Below are 24,047 nucleotides of genomic sequence, written 5' to 3'. Positions count from 1 at the left end.
CACCCTACCGGACATAGTCGGGTACTGGTGAGGGCCGGCGTCGGCGGTGTGATGTATCGCTCAGAATTACGGGGATTTCGAGGGTTATTACCCCTTGTTTACACAGCGTTAACATGACAGGCTTGATTCAGATGACCAAGGGGGCCCCGCAGGGCCCTTTTCCTTTGTAGCCACTAGTGAATAATTTCACAAAGAGCACTTCCCAGAAATGGAGCAACTGATCAGCATGGATTGGCGTAACCGCGCAGCGTGCCTCGATAAGGACCCGGAACTGTTTTTCCCTGTGGGAAATACGGGGCCAGCACTCCTGCAAATCGAAGAGGCCAAGAGCGTATGCCGGCGCTGCCCCGTGGTGGACACCTGCCTCCAGTGGGCCCTTGAGTCCGGCCAGGATGCCGGTGTCTGGGGCGGGATGAGCGAAGACGAGCGCCGCGCCCTAAAGCGCCGCGCAGCCCGCGCCCGCCGCGCCTCCTAAACCCTAAAGTCCCGGCAGCGCTTGAGGCGCCACTACCCGGGCCAACACGATCCATATAACGAAGCCCCGCACTCCCCCAAAGGGAATGCGGGGCTTTCCCGTATCCGTGCGTCGCGTGGAGTCCGCAGCGTTACTTGCCCGCCAGGCTCAGCCTGATCTGCACCGCAGTGCCGCCACCCTCGCGTGGCTGCCACTGGATGGTACCGCCCAATTCGCTGGTCACCAGGGTGCGCACAATCTGCAGCCCCAGCCCCTCAACGTGGGGGGTGTCCGGGAGTCCCACGCCGTCGTCGGCAATGGTCACGGTCAGTTCTTCGCCGTCTTCGCCGTCCGACCGGTCCGCAAGCAGCCATACGGTTCCGGCCCGGCCCTCGAGGCCATGCTCCACAGCGTTAGTAACCAATTCGTTAATGACCAGCGCCAGCGGGGTGGCGAAGTCGCTGGGGAGCTCGCCGAACTTGCCGGACCTCTCAGTCCGTACCTGCTGGGACGGTGACGCCACCTCGGCCGAAAGCCTGAACTGCCGCCCGATCAGCTCGTCGAAGTCAACGCTTTGGGCCAGGCCCTGCGACAGGGTCTCGTGGACGAGTGCGATGGTGGCCACTCGCCGCATGGCCTGCTCAAGGCCCTGTTTGGCTTCTTCGCTCACCATGCGCCGCGACTGCATGCGCAGCAGCGCGGCCACCGTCTGCAGGTTGTTCTTAACCCTGTGGTGGATCTCCCGGATCGTGGCATCCTTGGTAACCAGCTCCATCTCGCGGCGCCGCAGCTCGGACACATCGCGGCACAGGACCAAAGCACCGAAGCGCTGTTGCTCATCCCGCAGGGGAATGGCGCGGAGGGACAGGCTGACTCCGCGCGACTCTATCTCGCTGCGCCACGGCATCCGGCCCGTCACCACCAGGGGAAGTGTCTCATCGACCATGCGGCGGTCCTTCAACAGACCAGCCGTGACCTCTGCGAGTGAGCGGCCTTCCAACGATTCGCCGTCACCCAGCCGGCGGAACGCCGAAACGCCATTGGGGCTGGCGTACTGGACGATACCCTCGGCATCCAGCCGGATCAGCCCATCCCCCACACGGGGAGCACCGCGGCGTGAACCGGTGGGAGAGGCGAAGTCGGGCCAGAGGCCCAGCGTGCCCATGCGAAGCAGATCGTAGGCGCACTGGCGGTAGGTGAGCTCGAGCCTCGAGGGCATTCGCGAACTGGACAGGTCCATGTGCGTGGTGACCACCGCGAGGGTCCGCCCGTTCCGGACCATCGGCACGGCTTCCACGCGCAGCGCCATGTCGCTGCTCCAGTTCGTTTCACTGGAACGCTCGATAACCTTGCTCTCCCACGCCTTGTCCACCAGGGGCTTCAGGTCCGAACGGATCCCTTCACCAACGAAGTCCCCGTGGAACACTGTGTGCGTGGTGGAGGGACGGACGTGCGCCAGGGCAACGTAGCCCAGGTCCGGATGCGGAAACCACAATGCAAGGTCGGCGAACGCCAGGTCCGCAACCATCTGCCAGTCCCCCACCAGGAGGTGCAGCCACTCAGCATCGCCGGGCCCGAAATCAGCGTGTTCCCTGATGGGGTCCGTAAAGATTGCCACTGCACCTCCAGTTGCGACGCCGGCTGGCTAGCGTCGGACGATTGACCTCAAGAGCCTCAATGCTACCGACAGTGACGCCATATCGTCCGCTTCGAGTGAGTTGACCTCGTCAAACATCGTCTTGGCACGGCCCAGCTGTTCAGCGTTCTGGGCCTCCCAGTCCTGGAGCCGCGCCTCCGGCGAGTCAGCCGGCTCGGTGGCGTCCAGCACCGCCGTCGTCATGTCCGAAATGGTGGAGTACAGGTCATCCCGCAATGCGGCCCGGGCCAGCGCCTGCCAGCGGTCCTGCCGCGGCAGGCTGCTGATCCGTTCGAGCAGCGAGTCGACATGGAACCGGTTGAAGACGGTGTAGTAGACGGCAGCGATCTCCTCAACGGGCTCCTGGCGGGCGCGCGCGATCTTGGCGATGTCAAGGAGCACATAGCTTTCGAAGAGCTCCGCCCAGCGGAAGGCAAGGTCCTCCGGAAGTTCCCACTCGCGCGCCTTGTCCAGCCATCCGGCCACACGTTCGTGGTCGTCCCCCTTGAGGTAGTCCAAGAGCTTTGCCCGCATCGGATCCATGAGCGGCTTGAACTCATCCACCACCTCGGCGATGGGGCGTGACGCGCCCCCTTGGCCAAGGAGCCAACGGACTGCACGGTCGAGGAGCCGCCGGATATCGAGGTGGACCGCGCTCCAGTGCTCAGTGGGGAACGACGCCGGAAGGCTGTTGAGCTCCGCCACCATAATGTCCAGCTCGTACACCTCGCGGAGCGCCACGAACGCCTTGGCCACCGCCACCTCACTGGCCGACGTTTCCTCCATGACGCGGAAGGCAAAGGTGATGCCACCAAGGTTAATCATGTCGTTGGCCACGACGGTGGCGATGATCTCGCGGCGCAGCGGGTGCGTATCCAGCTCGGCATCAAAACGTTCGCGCAGCTGCGCCGGGAAGTAGCTGCGCAGGGTCTGCCGGAACCAGGGATCATCCGCGAGGTCGCTGTTCCGCAGCGCGGTGGCGAGCTCGATCTTCGCATAGGCAGCCAGCACGGAGAGCTCGGGTGAGGTCAGTCCCTGCCCCTGGTGCAGCCTCTCCCTCAACTCTTCGGTGCTCGGCAGCGCTTCCAGGTCACGCTTCAGCCCGGCTGTCTTGTCCAGCCAGTCCATCAGCCGCTCGTAGCTGGGGCTCCACTCGGCAACGCGCGTCCGGTCGTTGAGCAGCAGGATGTTCTGGTCGATGTTGTCCTCAAGCACCAAGCGCGCCACTTCATCGGTCATGGACGCGAGGAACCCGGGACGCTCCTCGGCGGACAGTTTCCCGGCCGCGACCATCCGGTCCACGAAGATCTTGATGTTGACCTCGTGGTCGGAACAGTCCACGCCGGCCGAGTTGTCGATGGCGTCCGTGTTGAGGATGACTCCCTGGAGGGCAGCTTCGATACGGCCGCGCTGGGTGAGGCCCAGGTTTCCGCCTTCGCCCACCACCTTGACCCGCAGGTCTTTGCCGTCAACGCGGATGGCATCGTTGGCCTTGTCCCCCACTGAGGCGTGGCTTTCCGTACTTGCTTTGACGTAGGTCCCGATGCCGCCGTTGTAGAGCAGGTCCGCGGGTGCCAGCAGGATGGCCCGGAGCAGTTCCGGCGGGCTCATTTCCTTCGTCCCGGCGGGCAGTCCCAGTGCCGTGCAGACCTGCGGAGACAACGGAATGGATTTGGACTGACGGGAGAAAACTCCGCCGCCCTCGCTGATCAGCGCCTTGTTGTAGTCGTCCCAGGAGGAACGGGGCAGCTCGAAGAGACGCTGCCGCTCGGCGAAGGAAGCTTCCTCGTCCGGCGACGGGTCCAGGAAGATATGGCGGTGGTCGAACGCAGCGAGGAGGCGGATGTGGCGGGAGAGCAGCATGCCGTTGCCAAAGACGTCACCGGACATATCACCAACGCCCACCACGGTGAACGGCTGGGTCTGCGTGTCCAGGTCCAGTTCGCTGAAGTGCCGCTTGACCGATTCCCAGGCGCCGCGCGCGGTAATGCCCATCGCCTTATGGTCGTAGCCCACAGATCCGCCAGATGCAAAAGCGTCGCCGAGCCAGAACCCATACTCGGCTGCGAGCCCGTTGGCGATGTCGGAGAACGTTGCCGTCCCCTTGTCTGCAGCCACCACCAGATAGGAATCGTCTCCGTCATGGCGCACAACGTTCGACGGCGGCACGAGCCTTTCGCTCCCGCCTTCCGTAAGCAGGTTGTCGGTGATGTCCAGCAGCCCGCGAATGAAGGTCTTGTAGCTTTCCACGCCCTCCGCCATCCAGGCGGCCCGGTCAACGGTGGGATCCGGCAGGCGCTTGGCGAAGAACCCGCCCTTGGCACCGGTGGGAACGATCACGGCGTTCTTCACGGTCTGTGCCTTGACCAGGCCCAGGACTTCAGTGCGGAAATCCTCGCGCCGGTCGGACCAGCGCAGGCCGCCGCGGGCCACCTTGCCGAAGCGGAGGTGAGCGCCTTCCACGCGCGGGGAGTACACCCAGATCTCGAACATCGGCCGGGGGAACGGGAGTCCCTCGATCTTGGCGGGATCCAGCTTGAAGCTCAGGTGCGGCCTGTCCTGATAGAAATTCGTCCGCAGGGTGGATTCGATGAGGTTGACGAAGGTGCGGAGGACGCGGTCGGCGTCGAGCGTGGGAACTTTCTCGATGGCGGCGGTGAGCCCGGCGCGCACTTCACCCTGTGCGTGTGCCCGTTCCTCGGCATCGAGAGCCGGGTCGAACCGGGCGGCGAAGAGCGCCGTCAGCCCCTTGGTCACTTCGGGGTTGGCCAGCAGCGTATCCGCCATGAACCCGAACGAATTGGTGTTTCCCATCTGCCGCATGTACCGGGCGTAGGCGCGCAACATGGCGATCTGCCGCCAGTGCAGCCCTTCCCGCAGTGCCAGCCTGTCGAAGCTGTCCGATTCGGCGGCACCGGTGACCGCGGCACCGAACGAGTCCGAAAGGAGCGGCCCGGTGGTCACCGGGTCCACCTTGACGGGATACTTCAGGCCGAGGTCGTAAAGGAAAAAGTCCCGGCCGTCAGACGTCTCGATTTCGAACGGGCGTTCGTCCAGCACCTCGAGGCCAAGGTTATGGAAGAAAGGAAGGATCTGGCTCAGGCTTTTGGGTTCGAGCATGTAGAGCTTGACGCGTGCGTCCTCTTCCAGCGTGGCACCGGCACCTTCGGGCAGGTAGACATGCAGTCCTGGCCGGTCCTGCGGAGTCCCCTCCACCCGCTCGGCCGCCGCGCCGTGTTCTTCAAATCGAGCGATATCCTCCAGTGCGTCTTCCACCTCGTAGTCCACCCGGTAACTGGCCGGGAACGCTTCGGACCAGATCGCGGCGAGCTCCTTGGCATTGGGAATGTCCGCGCGCTGACGCAGGACTTCTGCGATGCCCTCGCTCCATGACCGGGCCGCCCTGACCAGCCGCGCTTCAAGGTCATCCGTATTTACATGGCTGATATCTGCGTTCTTAGGCAGGCGGATGCGGAAAAACAGACGGGCCAGCGCGGACTCTGTCATGCGCGCTTCGTAATCGATGGATACCGCCTGGAATGTTTCGCGCAGTTCCTGCTCGATCCGGAGCCGGACGTTGGTGGTGTACCGGTCGCGCGGCAGATAGACGAGCGCGGACATGAAGCGTCCGTAGATGTCCGGCCGGAGGAACAGCCGGGTGCGGCGGCGTTCCTGGAGCTTCTGGATGCCCAGGGCCGTGGCGGCCAGATCGGGAATCTCAATCTGGAACAGCTCGTCGCGGGGGTACGTCTCCAGGATCCCCAGGAGGTCCTTTCCGGAATGCGAGTCCGGCGGGAAGCCCGCGCTGCGAAGGACGGCGTCAACCTTGTCCCGGACGATGGGAACATCCCGGACGGACCCCGTGTAGGCGCTGGTGGCGAAGAGGCCGATGAACCGGCGCTCGCCGTTGACGTTCCCGGCCTGGTCGAAGCTTTTCACTCCGATGTAGTCGAGGTAGGCGGAGCGGTGCACCGTGGAGCGAGAGTTCGCCTTCGTGATGACCAGCGCCCGTTTTTCGCGCGCCTTCTTCCGGCCTGTGTCCGTCAGGTGCTGGATGTGGGGCGACTCCGTGGAGGGCCGCAACAGCCCGAGGCCGCTTTCCTCCCGCAACTCCAGAACGTCTTCGCCGTCCACGTTGACCAGGTCGTATTCGCGGTAGCCGAGGAACGTGAAGTTTCCGTCGTCCAGCCAACGAAGCAGATCCTGGGCCTGCCGCAGTTCCGCAATCTGCCCAGGATGGGCCACCTGGTCAAGGCTTTCGGCGATCGCGAGCGCCTTATGGCGCATCTTGGGCCAGTCCTCCACGGCGGCCCGGACATCCTCCAGCACGCTCTTTAAGCCCTCAAGGAGGGATTCCTTGGCTTCGTTGGACACGCGGTTGATTTCGACGGCGATCCACGACTCCATGTGCGACGCGTCCTCGCCCTGCGCGATAAGGTGCGAAATATTCGGCATGGCTGCAGTGTCTCCGCTGGAGATGCCGAGGTGGGCCGGGACCCGGCTGACCTTGACCAGCTCACCCGTGGACCGGTTGCGCCGGGCAACAATGAGCGGGTGGACCACCAGGCGGATCGCTGCATGCTGGCGGACAAGTTCGGCGTTGACGGAGTCAACCAGGAACGGCATGTCATCTGTCACGACGTAGACGACGCTGCTGTCTTCCTCGTCCACAATGGCAAGCTTTTCCTGGCCGGGCAGGCGCTCCGCGGCGACCGCCTGGTGGTTCTTGGCCCGGTTGACCAGCACTTCCCTCGGGTAGCTGCGCGCGTCTTCTTCGGCAAGATGCTGATAATAGTCCCCCATGAACCCTTCCAGGTCTGCCGGGGACAAGGGCTGATCCTCCACGCTGGATCCAGACGACATCGACACACGCCTCCATATGAGAAATCCGCTGCACCGTCGCAGCTCATAGGTCGAGCCTAGTCCTTCGCCCTCCGGCCTGCGGTGGAAGAAAATACAGAGGATTTGCGATTTTGCTGGGCAGGTGCACAAACGAGATTCCTAATGGCGTGCCGCAGCCCGGAGTCAGGCGCGCATTCCAGCAGGAGTGAACCTCCGAGCAGGGCGGCGTCGGCCGCCGGGCCGTCGAAGGGCAGGAAGGCATGGATGGCGGCCTCCGGTCCATAGCGGTGCCAGGCGTCCTGCAGCTGTCTTTCCGGCCCACGGCCGACTGACGAGGCCCGGACCTTGTTCATGACCACTACCGGCGAGGCCTGCGGGACGGCTGCTTCCAGCTCGGCCAGTGCGCGGACCAGCCGCGGAACCCCCACCGGATCGGCTGCTCCTATGGCGAACAACGTGTCCGCAAGCTCGAGCGAGCGGAGCGTCGCCGCGTTCCTGCGCGGCGCCATGGTGTCGAAACTAAGTTCCTCGTCGGCCTCAAGGCAAAACCCTGTGTCAACCACCACGACGTCGGCCACCTGGCGGGCGCGCTCGAGGACCACGGCCAGCGCAGGCGCCCGGAGTTCTGTCCACCGGTCCGCCCTGGTAATACCCGTAAGGACCCGAAACCTGCCCAGCGCTGTGGCCACCGGAGCTGCTATCCCCGCAAGGGCTGCCGCATCAAGGACTCCCTGGTCTGCCAGCCGGCAGGCCTGGGCCAGCCCCGCGGACTCGTCCAGCAGCCCAAGCACCGCAGCAACGCTGGCACCGTAACTGTCGGCATCCACCAGAATGACGTCTTTTCCTTCAGCGGCAAGCTCGCCCGCGACATTAACGGCAAGAGTAGTGCGGCCTGGGCTTCCGGCGGGTCCCCACAGGGCAATAATCCGCCCCGGGCCCGGACCGTCCGGCTCCTCGCGCGGGTCCGCAGGTACCGTCGTCAAGGACGCTGCGGTATCCGCCATCGAGCTGGCCGAATCATGCCGCTGCCCGGTCAGGTATTCCACGGCCTCCGCGATGCGCTCCGACAATTCCGCCGATCCAACGCCGGTCAGGGCAGAGGCGACGCCAATTCCGCGGAGCCTGGCAGCTTCTTCAGGACTGTCGGTGAGGGCAATAATCGCTACGCCAACGGCGCCGAGCCTGTCGACCAGCGACGCTGTGAGCCCTTCCGTCCCCCCGGCCACCACGGCTGCCCGGGCAAGGCCGCTCTGGCATGCAGCCAGGAGCTCCGGAAGTTCCGCACAGCGCCGAACCACCGTTACCGGGCCGTGGAGGCGTTCCAGCCCGCCCACCAGGTCCCGGTCCTCGCCCACGGTGACGACCGGGATGCTCATTCGCTTCCACCGCCCGGGTTCCAGACCACGGAAATCCTGGCGTCGTTGGCCTGCGCGCCGAGAAGCGCGGGCATGCTGCTGTCATCGACGAGGACCATCAGCACGGTGGTCTTTGCTGAACCCAGCGCGGTTGCACCCTCAGTCACCTCCGCGATTTCAGCGCCCGGGAGCAGAAGTCTCGGTTCGTTGAAACCATTGCGGGCATCGGGCTGGGCCACCCAGACATCGACACGGGCCCCAGCCACGGCCTGGGCCGGCAGGGCTTCCGAAACGGTCAGCGCCACCGGCTTGCGGTCGAGGGCGTCAACGACGCCCAGGCTCGTTCGCGGCACCAACTGGTCCTTGCCAATCCGCTGGATGGCCACGGCATTTTCCGGCAAGCCTGAGGCTGCCGTAATGTAGTGCTGTTCGGTTTCACCCAGGCGCACTTTGGTTCGGATCAGGTTCTCTGCGGTGATCCGTTCGCCCACCCCGATGCTGTTTCTGGCGGCGAAAACCTCGGTAGTACGGTCCGCTCCGGAGAGAAGGCTGATGACGCCCGCCACGCTGGCCAGGACCAGCAAGATGCCGACAACGAGGCGCGGATCCTTCCATGACGGCCGCTTCAACCGGGCCGCAGCGACAGACGATTCAGGACCCATGACGTTTCTTCCCCCTCCACTACGCCGGCGTGCCCTCGTGGGCCGGCACCCTCATTGTTGCGGCAAGGGCTCGGGAACAAAAGTCACGAGGGAAAATATTGCCAATCTGTGGATAACGCCCGCATTTGGGGTCTATCGATGGCAAAATGGGTTTATGCCCAGGTTCCTAACACTCGCGGATGTAGCCGAGCAGCTTCAGATCAATGCGCCGGCGGCGTACGCGCTGGTCCGCAGCGGCGAGCTGAAGGCCATCCAGGTGGGCGGGAGGGGCCAGTGGCGGGTCGAGGAAAAAATGCTTGAACAGTACATCGAAGAGCGCTACGCCGAAGCCAGCCGCATTATCCAGGCGTCAAAGGCCAAGTCGGTCTGACGTAGGCGTCCGCACTGCCGGTTCCCGGAACACCCAAACTTCTAGAGCGCCCCGCCCACCCTCGACCTGACCAGCGAGACGGCCGTAAACGGGACCGTGGAGACCTGCTGTACGTGTGCCTTCCGTCGCACCTCGCCGGGCGCCACGAGCGCAAGATCGAAATAGTCCGCACCTACCCTGTCGATGACCCCGTCAAGGCGGATGGACGGCGCGCCGGCGCCAACGGTCACTGAAAGCCCGGCACGGTCCCGGGCCAGGCCCCTTAGCGCGTGGGCGAGACCCAGCCGCCTTTTCACTCCGGACCTCTCCCCCGGCGCCAGCCGGCCAAGCCCGGAGTAGTGCGCCACCGACATGTACGGCACGAGAACCTGGTGCTTTCCCTCGTCTAGGACCATGGCGTCCGCACCCGCATGCCGCAGAACTCCATGGACCGCTTCCCCGCACAGCAGGTACACCGTGAGCCGGCAGTTCACGGACCCGCGCAGACGGTCCACGATACCGATTCCCACCAGCTCCGCACGTACGCGGTCACTGACTTCCGCATCCAGGACCAGGTGGTCCTGTTCCGTCATCTGGCTTTCCAAGTCAGCAAAAAGGGCATCCCAGCGCATTCGCACAGCGTAGGTCCCGGCGGTCTCCGGGGTCAACGCGGCAAAGTATTTGCCTCCAGCGTATGGACAAAACTTACGGAAACAGTTCACACTTGGTCCAAGTTCATCAAACAGCATCAAACTGCATCAAAGGGGTTGAAATGACTGAGTCCGACTCAAAGGTTTCCCTGGCTTCTGACGTGGCAATGTCTGCCGCCATCCTGCTCCTTGGGGCTGTCCTTGTGTTCTCCGGCAAGGCCACCGTGGACAGGTGGAAGCTCGGTGCCGGTCCAGGACGTTCCGCGGTGACGCTGGATACCCTGCAGTGGCCCGGCGAAGCAGATGCCCTCGGTGCCCTGGCCTCGGCAGCAGGCGCCGCCGTGATGTCTTGGTGGGTGCTGTCGATGGCATGGTCCGCAGCCGCCATCATCCTGGAGCGTTGCGGTAAGGGCCGCGCCGCCGCGGCCGCCCGGCGGTTCTCGCCGGCCTTCATGCGACGGCTCATCCTCGCTGTGCTCTCGCTCCAGCTTCTTTCCGGCCCGGCGGTTCACGCCGCCATGGCGCCGGGGCCGGAGTGGATGCCAACCCGGACGGAAGTCTCGGCACCGGCCGGTACTGCGATGTCCCGCCCGGAGGGAGATCCTTCACGCCTCGATCCACAGTGGCGGCCATCGGCGCCTGTGACGGGCCCTGGCCTGCTGGCGCCGCCGGGTATCCGCGCCGGACTTCAGGCGGACACCGCTCCGCATGGGCGAAGTGAAGAAGTGACTGTGCTGGCCGGGGACACCCTGTGGGACATCGCGAAAAGGGACCTTGGACCGGGAGCTTCCGATGTGGACGTGGCACTTCACTGGCCGCGCTGGTATCAGGCAAATCGAAGCCTTATCGGGCTGAACCCCGATGTGCTCATGCCCGGGCAGGTCCTCCAGGCCCCATCGAGCCGTTGACCCCAGCGGCACCGCACCAACCACACAAAGGCAGTCATCAACCACGTCACCGACAAGGGGAACCCCATGACCGCAGTAACACCGATCCAGAATGCACAGGGGCTGGGGAAGAAGGCCGGACAGCAGGCAAGACCCCGGCCGCAGAGTCAAACAGCAACTCCCAGCGACGATTCTTCCGAGATCCGTGCCATCACGCGGGGTACGGTCCAAGCGGCAATGGAGGTGCTGGCCGGTATCCGGCCCGTCCACCAACTGGCACGGCGGCTTGATCCGCGGTGTCTGGCCACCCTGCAGCACAGGGCGGCCCTGATCCGCCGCGAGGCAACACGCACGGCCAACCCGGTCCTTGCACGGCTGCACCGTAACTCCAGTGTCGGGTCGGTCCGGGTCTGTGAAGTGTCGGAGGGAGTCTACGAAGCCAGCGCCGTAGTCGTGGACGAGGTCCGCGCCCGCGCAGTCGCTGTCCGCCTGGAACGGAACAGGCAGGTCTGGCGGGTCACCGAACTCGTCGTTGGCTAGTCAGGTCAGTTCCGCTTTTTTCTGGCCCGCTTGGCGGCGTCCTGTGCGGCAGCTTTCGCTGGATTGCCGGACCGGCCGGACCCCGACGAACGGGTCTCCACGCGGGTCTGGGCTCCGCCGCTCTCGCTGGGAGCCGTGTACTGCAGCTGTGCAGGCTTCTCAGGAGCCTCCAGCCCGGCTGCCCGGACCTGCGGTTCAACATGCTCGGTGTGCGCGCCCGCGGCGTCCTGCACCACGACATCGCGGGCCGGGGTCACTTCGACTTCGAGGTTGAACAGGAATCCGACGCTCTCTTCGCGGATGGCCTCCATCATGCTCTGGAACATCACGAACCCTTCGCGCTGGTACTCCACCAGCGGGTCGCGCTGGGCCATGGCACGAAGCCCGATTCCTTCCTTCAGGTAGTCCATCTCGTAGAGGTGTTCCTGCCACTTGCGGCCGATGACGGACAGCACAACCCGGCGTTCCAGTTCACGCATGCTTTCCGAACCGAGGGCCTCTTCGCGGGCCTGGTAGACCAAGCGTGCGTCGGAGAGGATTTCCTCCTTGAGGAACTCCGCCGTAAGCCTCGACTTGCCTCCAGCTTCTTCAATGAGCTCCTCCGGCGTGATGCTGACCGGGTACAGCGTCTTGAGGTTGGTCCACAGCTGCTGGAAGTCCCAGTCATCTCCGTTGCCCTCCACCGTGGCGGCGTCGATGAGTGCGGAGATGGTGTCCTCCACGAAGAACTGCACCTTCTCATGCAGGTCATCGCCTTCCAGGATCCTCCGGCGGTCGCTGTAGATAGCTTCGCGCTGGCGGTTCAGGACGTCGTCGTACTTCAGCACGTTCTTGCGCTGCTCGGCGTTGCGTCCCTCCACCTGGCCCTGCGCGGAAGCGATGGCCCGGGACACCAGCTTGGATTCCAGTGCCACGTCGTCGGGGACGGAACTGTTCATCAGGCGCTCGGCGGCGCCTGAGTTGAAGAGCCGCATCAGGTCATCGGTCAGCGACAGGTAGAACCGGGACTCACCGGGGTCGCCCTGGCGGCCCGACCGGCCCCGAAGCTGATTGTCGATGCGGCGGGACTCGTGCCGCTCTGTACCCAGGACGTAGAGCCCACCCAGGTTCAGGACTTCCTCGTGTTCGTCCTTGACCGACTGCTTGGCGGCTTCCAGGGCTGCCGGCCACGCGGCCTCGTACTCTTCCGAGTTCTCTTCCGGATCAAGCCCCCGCTTGGCGAGTTCAGCGACCGCGGTAAATTCCGCATTGCCTCCCAGCATGATGTCCGTACCGCGGCCGGCCATGTTGGTCGCCACGGTCACCGCACCCTTACGCCCGGCCTGGGCCACGATGGCCGCTTCCCGGGCGTGGTTCTTTGCGTTCAGGACCTCGTGGCGGACGCCTTCCTTGGCAAGCAGCCCTGAAAGGTATTCGCTTTTCTCGACGCTGGTGGTACCCACCAGGACCGGCTGGCCTTTGGCGTGCCGTTCGGCGATGTCGCGCACCACGGCGTCGAACTTCACGGTTTCGTTCTTGAACACCAGGTCCGGTTGGTCGATCCGCTGCATGTCGCGGTTGGTGGGGATGGCCACCACGCCCAGCTTGTAGGTGCTCATGAACTCCGCGGCCTCGGTCTCGGCCGTACCGGTCATTCCTGAAAGCTTGTTGTACATACGGAAGTAGTTCTGCAGAGTGACGGTTGCCAGCGTCTGGTTCTCCGCCTTGATCTCCACGCCTTCCTTGGCCTCGATGGCTTGGTGCATGCCCTCGTTGTAGCGGCGGCCGGCCAGGATGCGGCCAGTGTGCTCGTCAACGATGAGGACTTCGCCGTCCAGGATGACGTAGTCCTTATCCCGCTTGAAGAGCTCCTTGGCCTTGATGGCGTTGTTGAGGAAGCCGATCAGCGGAGTGTTGGCGGACTCGTAGAGGTTGTGGATGCCCAGGTAGTCCTCGACCTTTTCGATTCCGCTTTCAAGGACACCGACAGTACGCTTCTTCTCGTCCACCTCGTAGTCGGCTCCGGGCTGGAGGCGCAGCACCACCTTGGCAAATTCGCTGTACCAGCGGTTGGTGTCACCCTGCGCGGGGCCGGAGATAATCAGCGGCGTCCGGGCCTCGTCGATCAGGATCGAGTCCACTTCATCGACGATCGCGAAGTTGTGGCCGCGCTGCACCAACTCGTTCTTGTCCCACGCCATGTTGTCGCGCAGGTAATCGAAGCCGAACTCGTTGTTGGTGCCATACGTAATGTCCGCGGCGTACTGCTGGCGGCGGACGGACGGGTCCTGGTTGGACAGGATGCAGCCGCTGGTGAGGCCCAGGAAACGGTAGACACGGCCCATAAGATCCGACTGGTATTCGGCAAGGTAGTCGTTCACCGTGACCACGTGAACACCCTTGCCCGAAAGCGCGTTCAGGTAGGCCGGAGCGGTGGCCACCAGGGTCTTGCCTTCACCGGTCTTCATTTCCGCGATGTTGCCAAGGTGGAGGGCGGCGCCACCCATCAGCTGGACATCGAAGTGCCGCATTCCCAAGGTCCTGGATGACGCTTCCCGGACGGCAGCAAACGCCTCCGGGAGCAGGTCCTCCAGCTTCTCGCCGTCCTGGTGCCGCTCACGCAACCGGCCAGTCTCGGCGCGGAGCTCGGCATCCGTGAATGTCTTAAAGGAATCCTCAAGGGCATTGATGGAGTCGGCATAATTCCTCAGCTGCCGGAGTGTTTTCTTGTCACCCGTGCGGAGAAGTTTTTCGATAAGTGATGCCACGTGAAGATGCTCCCAGTCTGATGCCGCCGAATTCTGGCGTTTTTAGTCTACGGGAGAGACCCGCCGCACATGCCACCGTTCAGGGGCAGGTTTCCCTCAGAGCGAAGAACCGGTCAGGAGCCCGCCACAACCCTGGCCAAGGCACCGGAAAGGTCCCCCTTCGGATGGACCTCCACCGCGTCGAGTCCCAGCCAGCCTGCCATCAACACCAGTTCAGCAGCGAGTTCGACGGCGGTGTCCGCCGGTGCGTGCGGCTCGGCAAACGCCGACCTCACCAGCAGGCGACCTCCCTGCCGGTCCGCCTTCAGGTCAACGCGGGCCACCATGGTGTCCCGAAGCAGGAACGGCAGGACGTAGTATCCAAAGCGCCTCTTATGCTGCGGCGTGTAGATCTCAATCCGGTAGTGGAACCCGAACAGTTCCTCCAGCCGGCGCCGTTCGAACACCGCGGAGTCAAAGGGGCTCAGGAGCGCGCGGCCCTCCGCGCGCCGGGGCAGCCGTGCCGCAACGTGCCGGAAGACAAGACGGTTCCATCCCTCCACTGCTACAGGTTCCAAAACTCCCCTGCCTACCAGGAAATCCACAGACTCCGCCGTGGCCTTCACAGGCGTACGGAAATAGTCGGCGAAGCAGCGTACCGTGCCGATCCCATGCGCCTGTGCTGCCGCCTCCACGAGCCGATTGAGCGCCTCGGCCCGGTCAAGGGGGGCGGCGGTGTCCAGTGGAGGCATGATGCGTTCAGCCAGGGTATACCTCCGCTCGAACTGTTCCGTCCGGGACGCGGCAGCCACCACGCCTGCTTCAAACAGGTGCTCCAGAACCCTCTTGACCGTGTTCCATTTCCATCCCCAGCCGTCGGCAGGTTCGGTTTCGACATGCCCCAGCCGGGCAGTGAGTGCAGAGGCAGTGAGGGGCCGGGACCGTTCCAGGACGCCGAGGATTCCTGCGGCGACGGAGTCCCGCACCTCCGGGTTCAACCGTCCTGCGCCCACCCATTCACGCTTCTGCCACAGGAGCAGATCCCGGTAATGTCCCGGCCGGATAAAACTGGCTTCGTGCGCCCAGTACTCCATCATCCGGCGGGGGTGGCTGCCAGCCATCCGCTGCAGGATGGAGCGGTCATACGGCCCTAACCTGGAGAAAAACGGGAGGAAGTGGCTCCGCGCCAGGACGTTGACGGAATCAATCTGGACCAGCTGGAGCCGGGCAAAGGTACGGCCCACCGTCCGTGCTGTCACGGGGCCGGCGGGCCGTACCTTGTCGAGTCCCTGGGCTGCCAACGCGATCCGCCGGGCCTGGTTCAGGCTCAGCTTTGCGGGCACATCAGTCCTCTCTTGAGCGGGTTACGCCACCCTAGGCGTTCGCGGCGGCGTCATCCGAACGGTAGGCGAGGATCTTTTCTTCTACGACGGTGTCTCCCGGCTCGCATTCGTGGTCCAGGGTGATCACGCCGTAGGTCCAGCCACGGCGGCGGTAGACCACCGAGGGAGTGTTCGTGGCCTTGTCGACGAACAGGTAGAAGTCGTGGCCCACAAGTTCCATGTTGTCCACGGCATCATCCAGGGACAGCGAGGCAGCCGGGAAGACCTTCCGGCGGATCAGGACGGGCGAATCGCCGGCCGGAATGTCATTGTCCACGTCGTAGGGTGATTTCTCTGCCGGGGCCGCAGCTGCGTCATTGCGGTGGCTCGCTTCAAGGTACAGCGGCTCCTGGGTACTGGCGGGCTCAAGGGAAGCAGTTGCTTCGCGGACGGCCTTGGGCGTGTGGCGCCCGTGGTGGACCTTCTTGCGGTCCTTGGCACGGCGAAGCCGTTCCAGCAGCTTGTTGTAGGCCAGGTCGAATGCTGCGAACTTGTCAGCGGCGCTCGCTTCGGCGCGGATCACGGGCCCCCTGCCCAGCACCGTCACTTCGACAGTCAGCTGGTCGCCGGTCTGCCGGGCATTGGTCTCCTTGGACACTTTCGCGTCGACGCGCTGGACCTTATCCCCCAGCGATTCGATCTTTGAAATCTTTTCCCCGGCGTATTCACGGAACCGGTCTGAAACCGTCAGATTTCGTCCGCTGATCATAAACTCCATGGTGCCCTCCAAATGACTTCGGTGACACGACGGCGGAACATCCCTGGGCCGATCTGCCTGACAGTCGAGCCCCTCTCCGAGCCGCCATCGAAAGGTACATTCTGTTCTTTGTACCCATCACCGACGTTAGTTCATCGCCACGCGTTATTCATCTTTTCTTGGTTTATTTTTTCCGGGCCGGCAGCCTCGGCACGCAAGGGCGCCCTGCCCACCCCGATCTGGCCGGCGACGGCGGCATCCGGCGGCCGGGCGGCAGCCAGCACCACCGCTCCGGACACTTTGGCCCCTCCGGCGTGCAGTGCCCGGGCAGCCTCGGACAGGGTTGCCCCGGTGGTCAGGACGTCGTCGACGATGATGCAGCGGAGACCCGCAACGCCCGCCCGGCGTACCCGCATGGAACCCCGGACGCGGCTGGCCCGGGCGCCCCGCCCGAGTCCTTTCTGGCCGCCGCCGGACAGACCACGCAGCGGTCGGGGCGGCCAGCCCGCCGCCGTGCGTGACTTGGCGAGCACGTTGGCGACCACCATCCCGGGGAGCTGCCGCCCCGCAGCCGCAAGGAGGAGGTGGACGGGACTGAAGCCACGGCTCAGGTAGGCGGCCGTGCTGGTGGGCACAGGCACCAGGGCGGTTCCTCCGGCGTCGTGCGGGACCGCTGCCTGCACCGCCCCTGCCAGGGCCCGGGCCAAGCACTCCCGCAGTTGATGCTGACCGTGCCGCTTGAAGGAAAGGAGCGATTGTGCCAGTTCCTCGCGGTAGACGCCTGCGGCAACCACCGGCAGCAGTACCGCCCCGTCCACGTCCATCAGGGCGGGCGCGCCGGACTCCGCCCTGAACGGTTGCCTGGTCAGGAGCCGGAGGCGGCGTTGGCATGGAACGCACAGGGTGTGGTCCTCTGCTCCGCAGGCCACGCAGTCCACCGGGACGGCCAGGGCCAGCAGGTCCGCGCAGGCACCGGCCGCGTGATCGGCAAAACGCAGCATGGCGGAAGGCTGCGCCGCCCGGTGGCGGCCTGCGGGTTCAGGCGGGGGCCCAAGGTCGGGGTCCTGGCCGGCCGGCCGGCCGGACCTCCCGGGCGGGTTCTGCGGGGTGCTCATTCCTGCATCATGCCCGGGCCACCGGGCATGATGCACGGAGGTCTGTCCCTATGTGGATAAACCCTCCGGCGTCTGGTCAGGCCGGGGAGGTCGGATCAGCCGGGAAATGCCGGATCAACCGGCCCCGTGATCTGGGGCGACCAGCCGTTGCCCAGACGCTGGAAGATGCCCTCGGCTGACTGCCCGTAGATCTCGTCTGGCCCGTTTCCGGCGCTGAGCGCAACCAGGCCGGGCCACGGCGCCAAGGGCTGGGGTTCGCCGGAGGTGAGAGACAGCAGCTCCGGCGTGACGTTCGCAGCCTTCGAGCCCTTCATCACAGCCACCGTGGTGTCCGTGACCCATATCCCCTGGTCCGGCTGGCCGGAAGCAGCCAGCGTCACCGGCGTGGTCAGCTCCCGCGGAGTGCCGTCCCTGCCCCGGATGATGCCTGCAACCTGAACGCGGGTCTGGCCGCTTTGTTCGGAAATCACCAGCGCCCGCACTCCTTCGCGGGAGATTCGGAACTCCTTGACCGTCCGTCCGGCCAGCCAGGCCGGCCGCAAAGTCACGGCAGGTGCGGCCAGGCCCGGGGCGGTTCCTGCGGGCCTGAAGGCGGCCACCTCGGTTCCTCCGGAAGCACCGGGGCCAGCTGTCCACACCCAGTCCTGGAGGTCGAACGAGGGCCTGGTCAGAGTGCTCCGCGTTGTGAGGGCGCGCGGCGTCTCCCCGGGAAGGAGGCTGTAGAGCGTCGACCGGCCCGCGTTAAGGAACGCGGCCGCCTGGGATACAGGCGATTCCGCCGGGTAGCGCGGACCGAAGGACGAGACGGGCTGCATGTCCGGCAAAGGCGAAATGCGGTTGTTCTCGTACCGGGCCAGTTCCCTGTCGCTGATGGCGATCTGGCGTGAGGGAACGCTCTTGTTCTGCACGGGCGGCAGGACCGTGCCATCGTCCTCCACCCGGACCAGGTCCTGGTTGGCCCGCAGCTCCACGTTGACCACATCAGGCTGGCTGCGGAAGGTAAGTGTGAGCTGCATCTGCATCCGCAGGCGGTCCTCCGCGGATGTGGCCATCAGTTCCTTGGCGCTGAGGTCCACCTGGGCCGCTCCGGACACCACCGGCACGGATTCGCGGGCCAACTTGATCCCTGACGGAAATGCGCTGGCCACGGCCCCCCGAAGGTACGGCGCGGGCCCGGCCAGCAGTGCACTGGTCATCGCTTTGACCGTCTTGTTCTTGATGAACCAGCGCACATCCGGAACCGCGTAGGTGAAGCTGGGGTCGTAGAAGTAGATGGGAAAGGCTCCGTAGATGACTTTGAACGTCTCTTCGGGGATGGCCGTTCCGTCCGGGATTTCGGAGATGCGCCATTCGCCATCCACCTGGGCCACCGTCACCGGGATTTTTTCGATGGTTCCCTCCGGTGACTGGGTTGCGACGCCGTCCGCATCCACCGTGTATGCCACGTCGAGCTCGTAATTGTAGACGTTCTCGGTCTTCGTCGGGACCACCCGCGCGTCCCGGTAGACGAGGGCCCGCTGGTCCGGACGCCAGGACACGGACGAGGCCTGCGTGAGGTACTGGCGCGCCACGGCGTAGTCGTCTTCGTAGCCACTGCCTGCCCGGTAGAAATAGTCGATGATGGTGTCCGGCGATGCCCCCTTCTGGGGTGCGGCAGGCAGGAAGACGGGCGCACTGACGTTGCCGGCGCTGCCCTCGCTGCTCTTGCCCACAGGCCCGGAGGTGGGAATGCGGGCGCAGGCCGGCAGCAGCAGGACCAGCAGGACCAGCACGAAGGCCAGCAGCGGCGCCTGCCTCGGTCCGGGGCCGTTCATTCCTTCTCCTTCGACGTAGCGGCCGGGGCCAGCGACCCGGGCTCCAGCAGCACCATGGTGCGTGATTCCGATCCGCCCGGAAACATGATGTCCCCGGGCTCCAGCTGGACCGGGGAAGCTTCGATTTCTTCGCCCTGGCGCAGTGGCAGGGTCAGCCGGAAGTTGGCGCCGCCGCCTTTCCTTCCCCACGCCTGCAGCCAGCCGTTGTGGAGCTTGGTGTCCTCCATCGCGATGGAAAGGCCCAGGCCGCTGCCGCCGGTGGTGCGGGCGCGGGCAGGATCGGCACGCCAGAAGCGGTCGAAGACCCGCGCTGCCTCGGCCGGTTCCATCCCGATGCCGTGGTCCCGGACGGCGATACCGACGGCGTTGCCGTTGGCAGCCACCGTGACTGTGACGGGCTTGCCTTCCCCGTGCTCCACGGCGTTCAGGATCAGGTTGCGCAGGATCCGGTCGATGCGGCGGGCATCCATGTCAACGACAATCGGCTCCGCGGGCGCACGAAGGATGATCTCCGAGCCGTATTGGGCCGCAACGGGCGCGGCGCCGTCGATCACGTGGGAAATGACCTGGACGATGTCCTCCGGCTCGGCATCAAGAACTGCCACGCCGGCGTCGAAGCGGGAGATCTCCAAGAGGTCCGAGAGCAGGGACTGGAACCGTTCCACCTGGTTGTACAGCAGCTCGGCCGACCGCTTGTTGATGGGATCGAAGTCTTCGCGTGCGTCATACAGGACCTCCGCGGCCATCCGTACCGTGGTCAGCGGCGTCCGCAGTTCGTGCGAGACGTCCGACACGAACCGCTGCTGCATCTGTGACAGGGTGGCCAACTGCGTGATCTGCTCCTGCAGGCTCGCAGCCATGTGGTTGAAGGACGCGCCAAGGCGGGCCACCTCGTCTTCGCCGCGGACCACCATGCGTTCCTGCAGCTGTCCGGCGGCAAGTTTCTCCGAGACGGTGGCCGCATGGCTGACGGGACTGACCACGTTCCGCGTGACATACCAGGCGACGGCGCCGATCAGCAGGACCAGGACTGCGCCGCCGGCCCACAGCACGCCCTGGATTTCGTCCAGGGTCTGCTGGGCGGTGTTCAGGTCGTAGATCAGGTACAGCTCGTAGACAGTGCCGTTGAAGGTCACCTTGTTGCCCACGGCGATTCCGGGGCGGTCCTCTGTGCCGACAGGTATCACGGTGGATGCCCAATACTGGTCCTTGCCGGACTGCTGCACGGCCTTGCGCAGTTCGGGCGGAATCACGCTGACGGTCAGCTGGTCCGAGGCCCGGGATTCAACCCAGCGGTTCCGCGGTTTGGTCTGCTCGGGAACAGCTTCGAACACGTAACGGCGCTGGATTACCGAGCCGCGGCCTTCGACCGCGTTGAGCGTGTCGTAGACCAGGGTGATGACGCTGGACTGGTCGGTGACCTGGGCGCCGTCGAACGTTTCCTGCACCTGCTTGACGTGGTAGCGGGTTTCGGATTCCGCCTGGGTAAGGCGTTCCTGGAACAGGTTGTGCGCGATCTGGTTGGAGAGGTACGCGCCCACTACGGCAAAGGAGGTGACGGCGAGCAGGAGCGTGGTGAGCACCGTGCGGAACTGGAGGGAGCGCCGCCACCGGCGCTGCAGCATGCGCGCCACATAGCGGAGGCCGGGGAGAAAACGGCGGACGCCCATCCGGACCAGACGCCATACGCGGAGGCCCACGATCAGGGCGCGCCGCTGCCAGATCCTTGAACGAAAGGCCAGGCGGCGAAGGCGGAGCATCACCGCTTCAGGGTGGTCCGGCACGCGCCGGGGATCAGGCCCCTGCTTTGTAGCCGACACCACGCACCGTCAAAACGACCTCGGGAGCTTCCGGGTCCTGCTCGATCTTGGACCGCAGCCGCTGCACATGGACATTGACCAGGCGCGTATCCGCGGCGTGCCGGTAACCCCAGACCTGCTCAAGCAGCAGCTCGCGGGTGAACACCTGCCACGGCTTGCGCGCCAGTGCCACCAGCAGGTCGAACTCCAGGGGGGTCAGCGAGATCCGTTCGTTGCCGCGGCTCACGGTGTGGCCCGCAACATCGATGGTGATGTCCGCGATGCGCAGGGTCTCGGGGGCCTTCTGGTCCCCGGGACGGAGCCGAGCGCGCACGCGGGCCACGAGCTCGGCCGGTTTGAAGGGTTTGGGCACGTAATCGTCCGCACCGGACTCCAGTCCCCGGACGACATCCGAGGTGTCCGACTTGGCGGTCAGCATCACGATAGGCACATCCGATTCGGCCCGGACCTGCCGGCAGACCTCAATGCCGTCCGCACCGGGAAGCATCAGGTCCAACAGGACCAGGTCCGGCCGGGATGAGCGGAATACGTCAAGGGCCTGTGCGCCGTCCGCGCAAAAGACCGGTTCAAATCCGTCGTTGCGGAGGACAATCCCAATCATTTCGGCCAGCGCTTCGTCATCGTCAACAACCAGAATGCGTGCCTTCATAGTTATATATTCCCTTATCAGCGAGCCTTTGTCGTGTTGAGCGGCGCCCGGCATGGCGCGGGCGGGAACGTACGACGCCGGAACTATAGTCTGGGGGCATGCGCACTTGTGCGCGGCGGAGGAAGCCCGTACCCGGCACACGCGGGCACCCCCGGTCCCCGGCCGGCGGCGCCCATCAGGAGGTCAACGATGAACATCCCCATCTACCGGCAGGCGCTGGGTGCGGACTATGCCCGGCTCCAGCCCGAACTCCAGGAGTACTTTTCGCTGGTTCCCGGCTCCGGCCAGTACGGCGTGGGCGAAGGAACCTTCGACGTGGTGGGTTGCCGGCAGGAGTGGCTGCGCCCGCTCCTGCGGCTTGCCTCCGGGGAGCAGGCGTTCTTCCCGGAGTACGGCGAAAACATCCCGTTCCGGATCGAAAACCATGCACACCAGGATCCGTTCGGCCGGTCCAGCCTGACGGCGCGCCGCGAGATCCGTTTTCCCGGCAGGACCCGGATCTTCCAGGACACCACCAGCGCAGTCACGGACCGCGGCAGCGGGGTGCCCCGGCCGGATACGCGGCTGGTTGACTATGTGGGCCGGCGCCGGAACATGGTCACCGACCTGAACCTCTCCGTCACTCCGGAAGGCCGGCTCCGCGGAGTCTCGGAAGCCGCGAGACTGTTTGTTGGCCCGTTCCGGCTTGCCCTCCCGGCAGCCCTGGACGCCAAAGCCTACGCGGAGCAATGGTGGGACGGCGCCGCGGGCCGGCACCGGATCCAGGTCAAGGTCATCCAGCCCCATGCTGGCCTGGTGCTGGTCTACGCGGGCAGCTTCGACTACCGGCTCCGGCCCTACAGCGGTGCCAGCCAGGCCCGCAGTTTCCTCCCGCGCTACGCGCAGCCGGACCGGTGGGAGAACCGGATCTGACAACGTCCGGCGCCAGCCGGGACGGGCCTCACGGAGAAAGTCGGGAATACCCACCGACCAAGCCGGCTGGCGGCCCTTAGTGCGCCAGCTGGTTGAGCCCGTCCGCCACCTGCGTGAGCCTGCCCAGCACCGCCGACGCCTGCGCCGGTGTGTGGCCGGCAAGTCCCGCCGAGGGAGTGACCCGCAGCGACGCAAGGCCGGAGGCCGAAAGGCCGAGCTCCCGCCACGGGCGCCATACTGAGTCCACCGCAGCCGCCGTGGACTGGAGCTGTGGGCCGGAGACGTCCAGGGCCCCAAGCCACAGCCGGTGCCCGGCTTCCACGGCCCCGGCCAGCTGTTCCCACTGGCGGAACGTCAGCGCCCTGACCGGCACCGCTATCCCGTCCGCACCGGCGGAAAGGACCTGCCCGAACGGTGCTTCGATTTCGGGGACTGCCACCACGACTTCGGCAGCTCCGGCCTCCCGCAGCGCCGCAGTGACCAGCCGCCAGGCTTCCCGGGCTTCAGACTCAGGCACCGCCCGCAGGGTGCGGTAACCGCTGGCAGTAGGAATTGCGCCGGCCAGGACAGCGGCAATATCCGGTTCATCCAGCTGCACCACCAGGCGGGCGCCGGGAACCGCCGCAGCCACCCGGGCAAGGTAGCTGCCCACGCCTGCCGCCAGGGATTCTGCCAGGTCACGACGGGCGCCGTGATCGAGCAGCGCCCGTTCACCGTTATGGAGGTGCAGTCCGGCGGCAAGGCTCAGCGGCCCCACCAGCTGGAGCTTGATGTCGGCGGCAGGCACATCTTCGGCGCCTGCCACGTCCGCCAGGATATTGATGTCCGTGGAAAGCGCCGACGCCGCCCGCTGGAAGTCTTTGCCCGGCCGGTGCACCAGCCGCCAGCCATACGGCTGCACATCAACAGCCAATTCCTCAAGCAGGCACGCTGTCCGGCCCAGCGCATCGGAGCCGATGCCCCGGGCCGGCAGTTCGGGGAGGAAGGGCAGGTGCGGCCTGCCGAGCTCGCCGCGGATGATGCGGGCCGCCTCAAGGGGATCCTCCCCCGGCCACGGCCCCAGCGCGGTGGCCGTCACTTCAGCCGGGGGCGCCTGCATACCCGTCCCGCCGCCTCCGCGTTGTTCTTCGAGGCTCACGCGCGGGCCGTCGCCTGCGGGTGCTGCCCGGCCGCCGCCTGGTGGTCCTCGGCGATGGCCTCATGATGGCGGATCACTTCGCCGATGATGAAGTTCAGGAATTTCTCCGCAAACGCCGGGTCCAGGTGCGCATCTTCCGCGAGCCTGCGGAGCCGGGCAATCTGGGCGGTTTCCCGGCCCGGGTCCCCTGCCGGCAGCCGGTGGGCCGCCTTCAGGAATCCCACCTTCTGCGTCGCCTTGAACCGCTCCGCGAGGAGATACACCAGCGTGGCGTCGATGTTGTCGATGCTCGAACGGATGGACAGCAGTTCAGCCATCACCGAGTTGTCCACCTGGCCAGCCAGCGAACTCGCTGAGGGGTCGTACTCGTCAGGCGCGGGAGAAGGAGGATTGTGCTGCGTCATGATTCCAGTCTATGG

Annotated in this window: 19 protein-coding genes; 5 read left to right on the top strand and 14 right to left on the bottom strand. The window is 65.4% G+C overall.

Annotated features, from left to right (window positions below):
* The first annotated feature begins 226 nt into the window (after positions 1–226).
* Positions 227–475 carry a WhiB family transcriptional regulator gene (locus ACIQC0_RS14955; protein WP_003804966.1) on the top strand — a complete coding sequence of 83 codons (249 nt, stop codon included), beginning with the start codon at positions 227–229 and terminating at the stop codon, positions 473–475.
* Positions 476–605: 130 nt separating this feature from the next.
* Here ACIQC0_RS14955 and ACIQC0_RS14950 read toward each other — a convergent pair whose 3' ends face one another.
* The 4 genes from ACIQC0_RS14950 to ACIQC0_RS14935 are packed head-to-tail and all read right to left on the bottom strand — an operon-like array spanning position 606 to position 8,949.
* Entirely contained in the window at positions 606–2,072 is a 1,467-nt protein-coding gene (locus tag ACIQC0_RS14950) for a sensor histidine kinase (protein ID WP_377214865.1), read from the bottom strand.
* Positions 2,073–2,099: 27 nt separating this feature from the next.
* Entirely contained in the window at positions 2,100–6,953 is a 4,854-nt protein-coding gene (locus ACIQC0_RS14945; protein WP_377214864.1) for an NAD-glutamate dehydrogenase, read from the bottom strand.
* A gap of 56 nt (positions 6,954–7,009) precedes the next feature.
* On the bottom strand, positions 7,010–8,308 hold the full coding sequence (locus ACIQC0_RS14940) for a CpaE family protein (RefSeq protein WP_400536103.1): 1,299 nt from the start codon (positions 8,306–8,308) through the stop codon (positions 7,010–7,012).
* Positions 8,305–8,949, bottom strand: coding sequence for a hypothetical protein (locus ACIQC0_RS14935; protein ID WP_400536101.1), 645 nt, complete (start codon positions 8,947–8,949; stop codon positions 8,305–8,307). The genes ACIQC0_RS14940 and ACIQC0_RS14935 overlap by 4 nt, the downstream gene beginning before the upstream one ends.
* A 154-nt stretch (positions 8,950–9,103) precedes the next feature.
* Between ACIQC0_RS14935 and ACIQC0_RS14930 the strand changes: the two genes are divergently transcribed.
* Entirely contained in the window at positions 9,104–9,319 is a 216-nt protein-coding gene (locus ACIQC0_RS14930) for a helix-turn-helix domain-containing protein (RefSeq protein ID WP_377214862.1), read from the top strand.
* Positions 9,320–9,360: 41 nt separating this feature from the next.
* Here ACIQC0_RS14930 and ACIQC0_RS14925 read toward each other — a convergent pair whose 3' ends face one another.
* The gene (locus tag ACIQC0_RS14925) at positions 9,361–9,891 is read right to left on the bottom strand and encodes a hypothetical protein (protein ID WP_377214861.1); all 531 of its coding nucleotides are present in this window, start codon (positions 9,889–9,891) and stop codon (positions 9,361–9,363) included.
* A 179-nt stretch (positions 9,892–10,070) separates the two neighbouring features.
* Between ACIQC0_RS14925 and ACIQC0_RS14920 the strand changes: the two genes are divergently transcribed.
* Both ACIQC0_RS14920 and ACIQC0_RS14915 read left to right on the top strand, forming a co-directional pair.
* Positions 10,071–10,856 (top strand): LysM peptidoglycan-binding domain-containing protein, encoded by a 786-nt coding sequence (locus ACIQC0_RS14920; protein ID WP_400536097.1) that lies wholly within the window; start codon positions 10,071–10,073, stop codon positions 10,854–10,856.
* A 66-nt stretch (positions 10,857–10,922) separates the two neighbouring features.
* On the top strand, positions 10,923–11,375 hold the full coding sequence (locus ACIQC0_RS14915; RefSeq protein WP_400536094.1) for an Rv3235 family protein: 453 nt from the start codon (positions 10,923–10,925) through the stop codon (positions 11,373–11,375).
* A gap of 5 nt (positions 11,376–11,380) precedes the next feature.
* On the opposite strand, the gene secA is transcribed toward ACIQC0_RS14915, so the two are convergent.
* The 7 genes from secA to mtrA form a co-directional block, all read right to left on the bottom strand.
* Positions 11,381–14,122, bottom strand: coding sequence for a preprotein translocase subunit SecA (secA, locus tag ACIQC0_RS14910; protein WP_400536091.1), 2,742 nt, complete (start codon positions 14,120–14,122; stop codon positions 11,381–11,383).
* 113 nt (positions 14,123–14,235) lie between these two features.
* Positions 14,236–15,444 carry a winged helix-turn-helix domain-containing protein gene (locus tag ACIQC0_RS14905; RefSeq protein WP_400536088.1) on the bottom strand — a complete coding sequence of 403 codons (1,209 nt, stop codon included), beginning with the start codon at positions 15,442–15,444 and terminating at the stop codon, positions 14,236–14,238.
* Between the two features lie 31 nt (positions 15,445–15,475).
* Positions 15,476–16,201 (bottom strand): ribosome hibernation-promoting factor, HPF/YfiA family, encoded by a 726-nt coding sequence (hpf, locus tag ACIQC0_RS14900; protein WP_377214856.1) that lies wholly within the window; start codon positions 16,199–16,201, stop codon positions 15,476–15,478.
* A 131-nt stretch (positions 16,202–16,332) separates the two neighbouring features.
* Positions 16,333–17,295 carry a ComF family protein gene (locus tag ACIQC0_RS14895; RefSeq protein ID WP_377214855.1) on the bottom strand — a complete coding sequence of 321 codons (963 nt, stop codon included), beginning with the start codon at positions 17,293–17,295 and terminating at the stop codon, positions 16,333–16,335.
* A gap of 95 nt (positions 17,296–17,390) precedes the next feature.
* Complete coding sequence (locus tag ACIQC0_RS14890) at positions 17,391–19,109, bottom strand: LpqB family beta-propeller domain-containing protein (protein WP_400536085.1); 1,719 nt, start codon at positions 19,107–19,109, stop codon at positions 17,391–17,393.
* A complete protein-coding gene (mtrB, locus tag ACIQC0_RS14885; protein ID WP_377214933.1) occupies positions 19,106–20,869 on the bottom strand; it encodes an MtrAB system histidine kinase MtrB in 1,764 nt (587 codons plus the stop codon). Before mtrB ends, ACIQC0_RS14890 begins: the two co-directional genes overlap by 4 nt.
* Before the next feature lie 34 nt (positions 20,870–20,903).
* Positions 20,904–21,578 (bottom strand): MtrAB system response regulator MtrA, encoded by a 675-nt coding sequence (gene mtrA / locus ACIQC0_RS14880; protein ID WP_377214853.1) that lies wholly within the window; start codon positions 21,576–21,578, stop codon positions 20,904–20,906.
* Between the two features lie 189 nt (positions 21,579–21,767).
* Between mtrA and ACIQC0_RS14875 the strand changes: the two genes are divergently transcribed.
* Positions 21,768–22,490: a DUF4166 domain-containing protein gene (locus ACIQC0_RS14875; protein WP_400536081.1), complete on the top strand. Its 723-nt coding sequence runs from the start codon at positions 21,768–21,770 to the stop codon at positions 22,488–22,490.
* Between the two features lie 76 nt (positions 22,491–22,566).
* Here ACIQC0_RS14875 and ACIQC0_RS14870 read toward each other — a convergent pair whose 3' ends face one another.
* Together ACIQC0_RS14870 and ACIQC0_RS14865 are read right to left on the bottom strand one after the other, a co-directional pair.
* Entirely contained in the window at positions 22,567–23,589 is a 1,023-nt protein-coding gene (locus tag ACIQC0_RS14870) for a hypothetical protein (protein WP_400536150.1), read from the bottom strand.
* Positions 23,590–23,624: 35 nt separating this feature from the next.
* On the bottom strand, positions 23,625–24,032 hold the full coding sequence (locus tag ACIQC0_RS14865) for a chorismate mutase (protein ID WP_377214851.1): 408 nt from the start codon (positions 24,030–24,032) through the stop codon (positions 23,625–23,627).
* Positions 24,033–24,047: the final 15 nt, after the last annotated feature.

The sequence above is a fragment of the Pseudarthrobacter sp. NPDC092419 genome, assembly GCF_044755045.1.
GTDB lineage: Bacteria > Actinomycetota > Actinomycetes > Actinomycetales > Micrococcaceae > Arthrobacter.
Note: the sequence above shows the minus strand (reverse complement) of the source record. Positions and strands in the feature narration are given on the sequence as shown.

What these genes read in the sequence shown, in the direction of transcription:
- ACIQC0_RS14890 (WP_400536085.1), bottom strand. Translation starts at nt 19,109, where the DNA reads ATGAACGGCCCCGGACCGAGGCAGGCGCCGCTGCTGGCCTTCGTGCTG.
- hpf (WP_377214856.1), bottom strand. Translation starts at nt 16,201, where the DNA reads ATGGAGTTTATGATCAGCGGACGAAATCTGACGGTTTCAGACCGGTTC.
- ACIQC0_RS14870 (WP_400536150.1), bottom strand. Translation starts at nt 23,589, where the DNA reads ATGCAGGCGCCCCCGGCTGAAGTGACGGCCACCGCGCTGGGGCCGTGG.
- ACIQC0_RS14915 (WP_400536094.1), top strand. Translation starts at nt 10,923, where the DNA reads ATGACCGCAGTAACACCGATCCAGAATGCACAGGGGCTGGGGAAGAAG.
- ACIQC0_RS14895 (WP_377214855.1), bottom strand. Translation starts at nt 17,295, where the DNA reads ATGAGCACCCCGCAGAACCCGCCCGGGAGGTCCGGCCGGCCGGCCGGC.
- ACIQC0_RS14945 (WP_377214864.1), bottom strand. Translation starts at nt 6,953, where the DNA reads ATGTCGTCTGGATCCAGCGTGGAGGATCAGCCCTTGTCCCCGGCAGAC.
- ACIQC0_RS14925 (WP_377214861.1), bottom strand. Translation starts at nt 9,891, where the DNA reads ATGACGGAACAGGACCACCTGGTCCTGGATGCGGAAGTCAGTGACCGC.
- ACIQC0_RS14865 (WP_377214851.1), bottom strand. Translation starts at nt 24,032, where the DNA reads ATGACGCAGCACAATCCTCCTTCTCCCGCGCCTGACGAGTACGACCCC.
- ACIQC0_RS14930 (WP_377214862.1), top strand. Translation starts at nt 9,104, where the DNA reads ATGCCCAGGTTCCTAACACTCGCGGATGTAGCCGAGCAGCTTCAGATC.
- ACIQC0_RS14920 (WP_400536097.1), top strand. Translation starts at nt 10,071, where the DNA reads ATGACTGAGTCCGACTCAAAGGTTTCCCTGGCTTCTGACGTGGCAATG.
- ACIQC0_RS14955 (WP_003804966.1), top strand. Translation starts at nt 227, where the DNA reads ATGGATTGGCGTAACCGCGCAGCGTGCCTCGATAAGGACCCGGAACTG.
- mtrA (WP_377214853.1), bottom strand. Translation starts at nt 21,578, where the DNA reads ATGAAGGCACGCATTCTGGTTGTTGACGATGACGAAGCGCTGGCCGAA.
- ACIQC0_RS14940 (WP_400536103.1), bottom strand. Translation starts at nt 8,308, where the DNA reads ATGAGCATCCCGGTCGTCACCGTGGGCGAGGACCGGGACCTGGTGGGC.
- mtrB (WP_377214933.1), bottom strand. Translation starts at nt 20,869, where the DNA reads ATGCTCCGCCTTCGCCGCCTGGCCTTTCGTTCAAGGATCTGGCAGCGG.
- ACIQC0_RS14875 (WP_400536081.1), top strand. Translation starts at nt 21,768, where the DNA reads ATGAACATCCCCATCTACCGGCAGGCGCTGGGTGCGGACTATGCCCGG.
- ACIQC0_RS14935 (WP_400536101.1), bottom strand. Translation starts at nt 8,949, where the DNA reads ATGGGTCCTGAATCGTCTGTCGCTGCGGCCCGGTTGAAGCGGCCGTCA.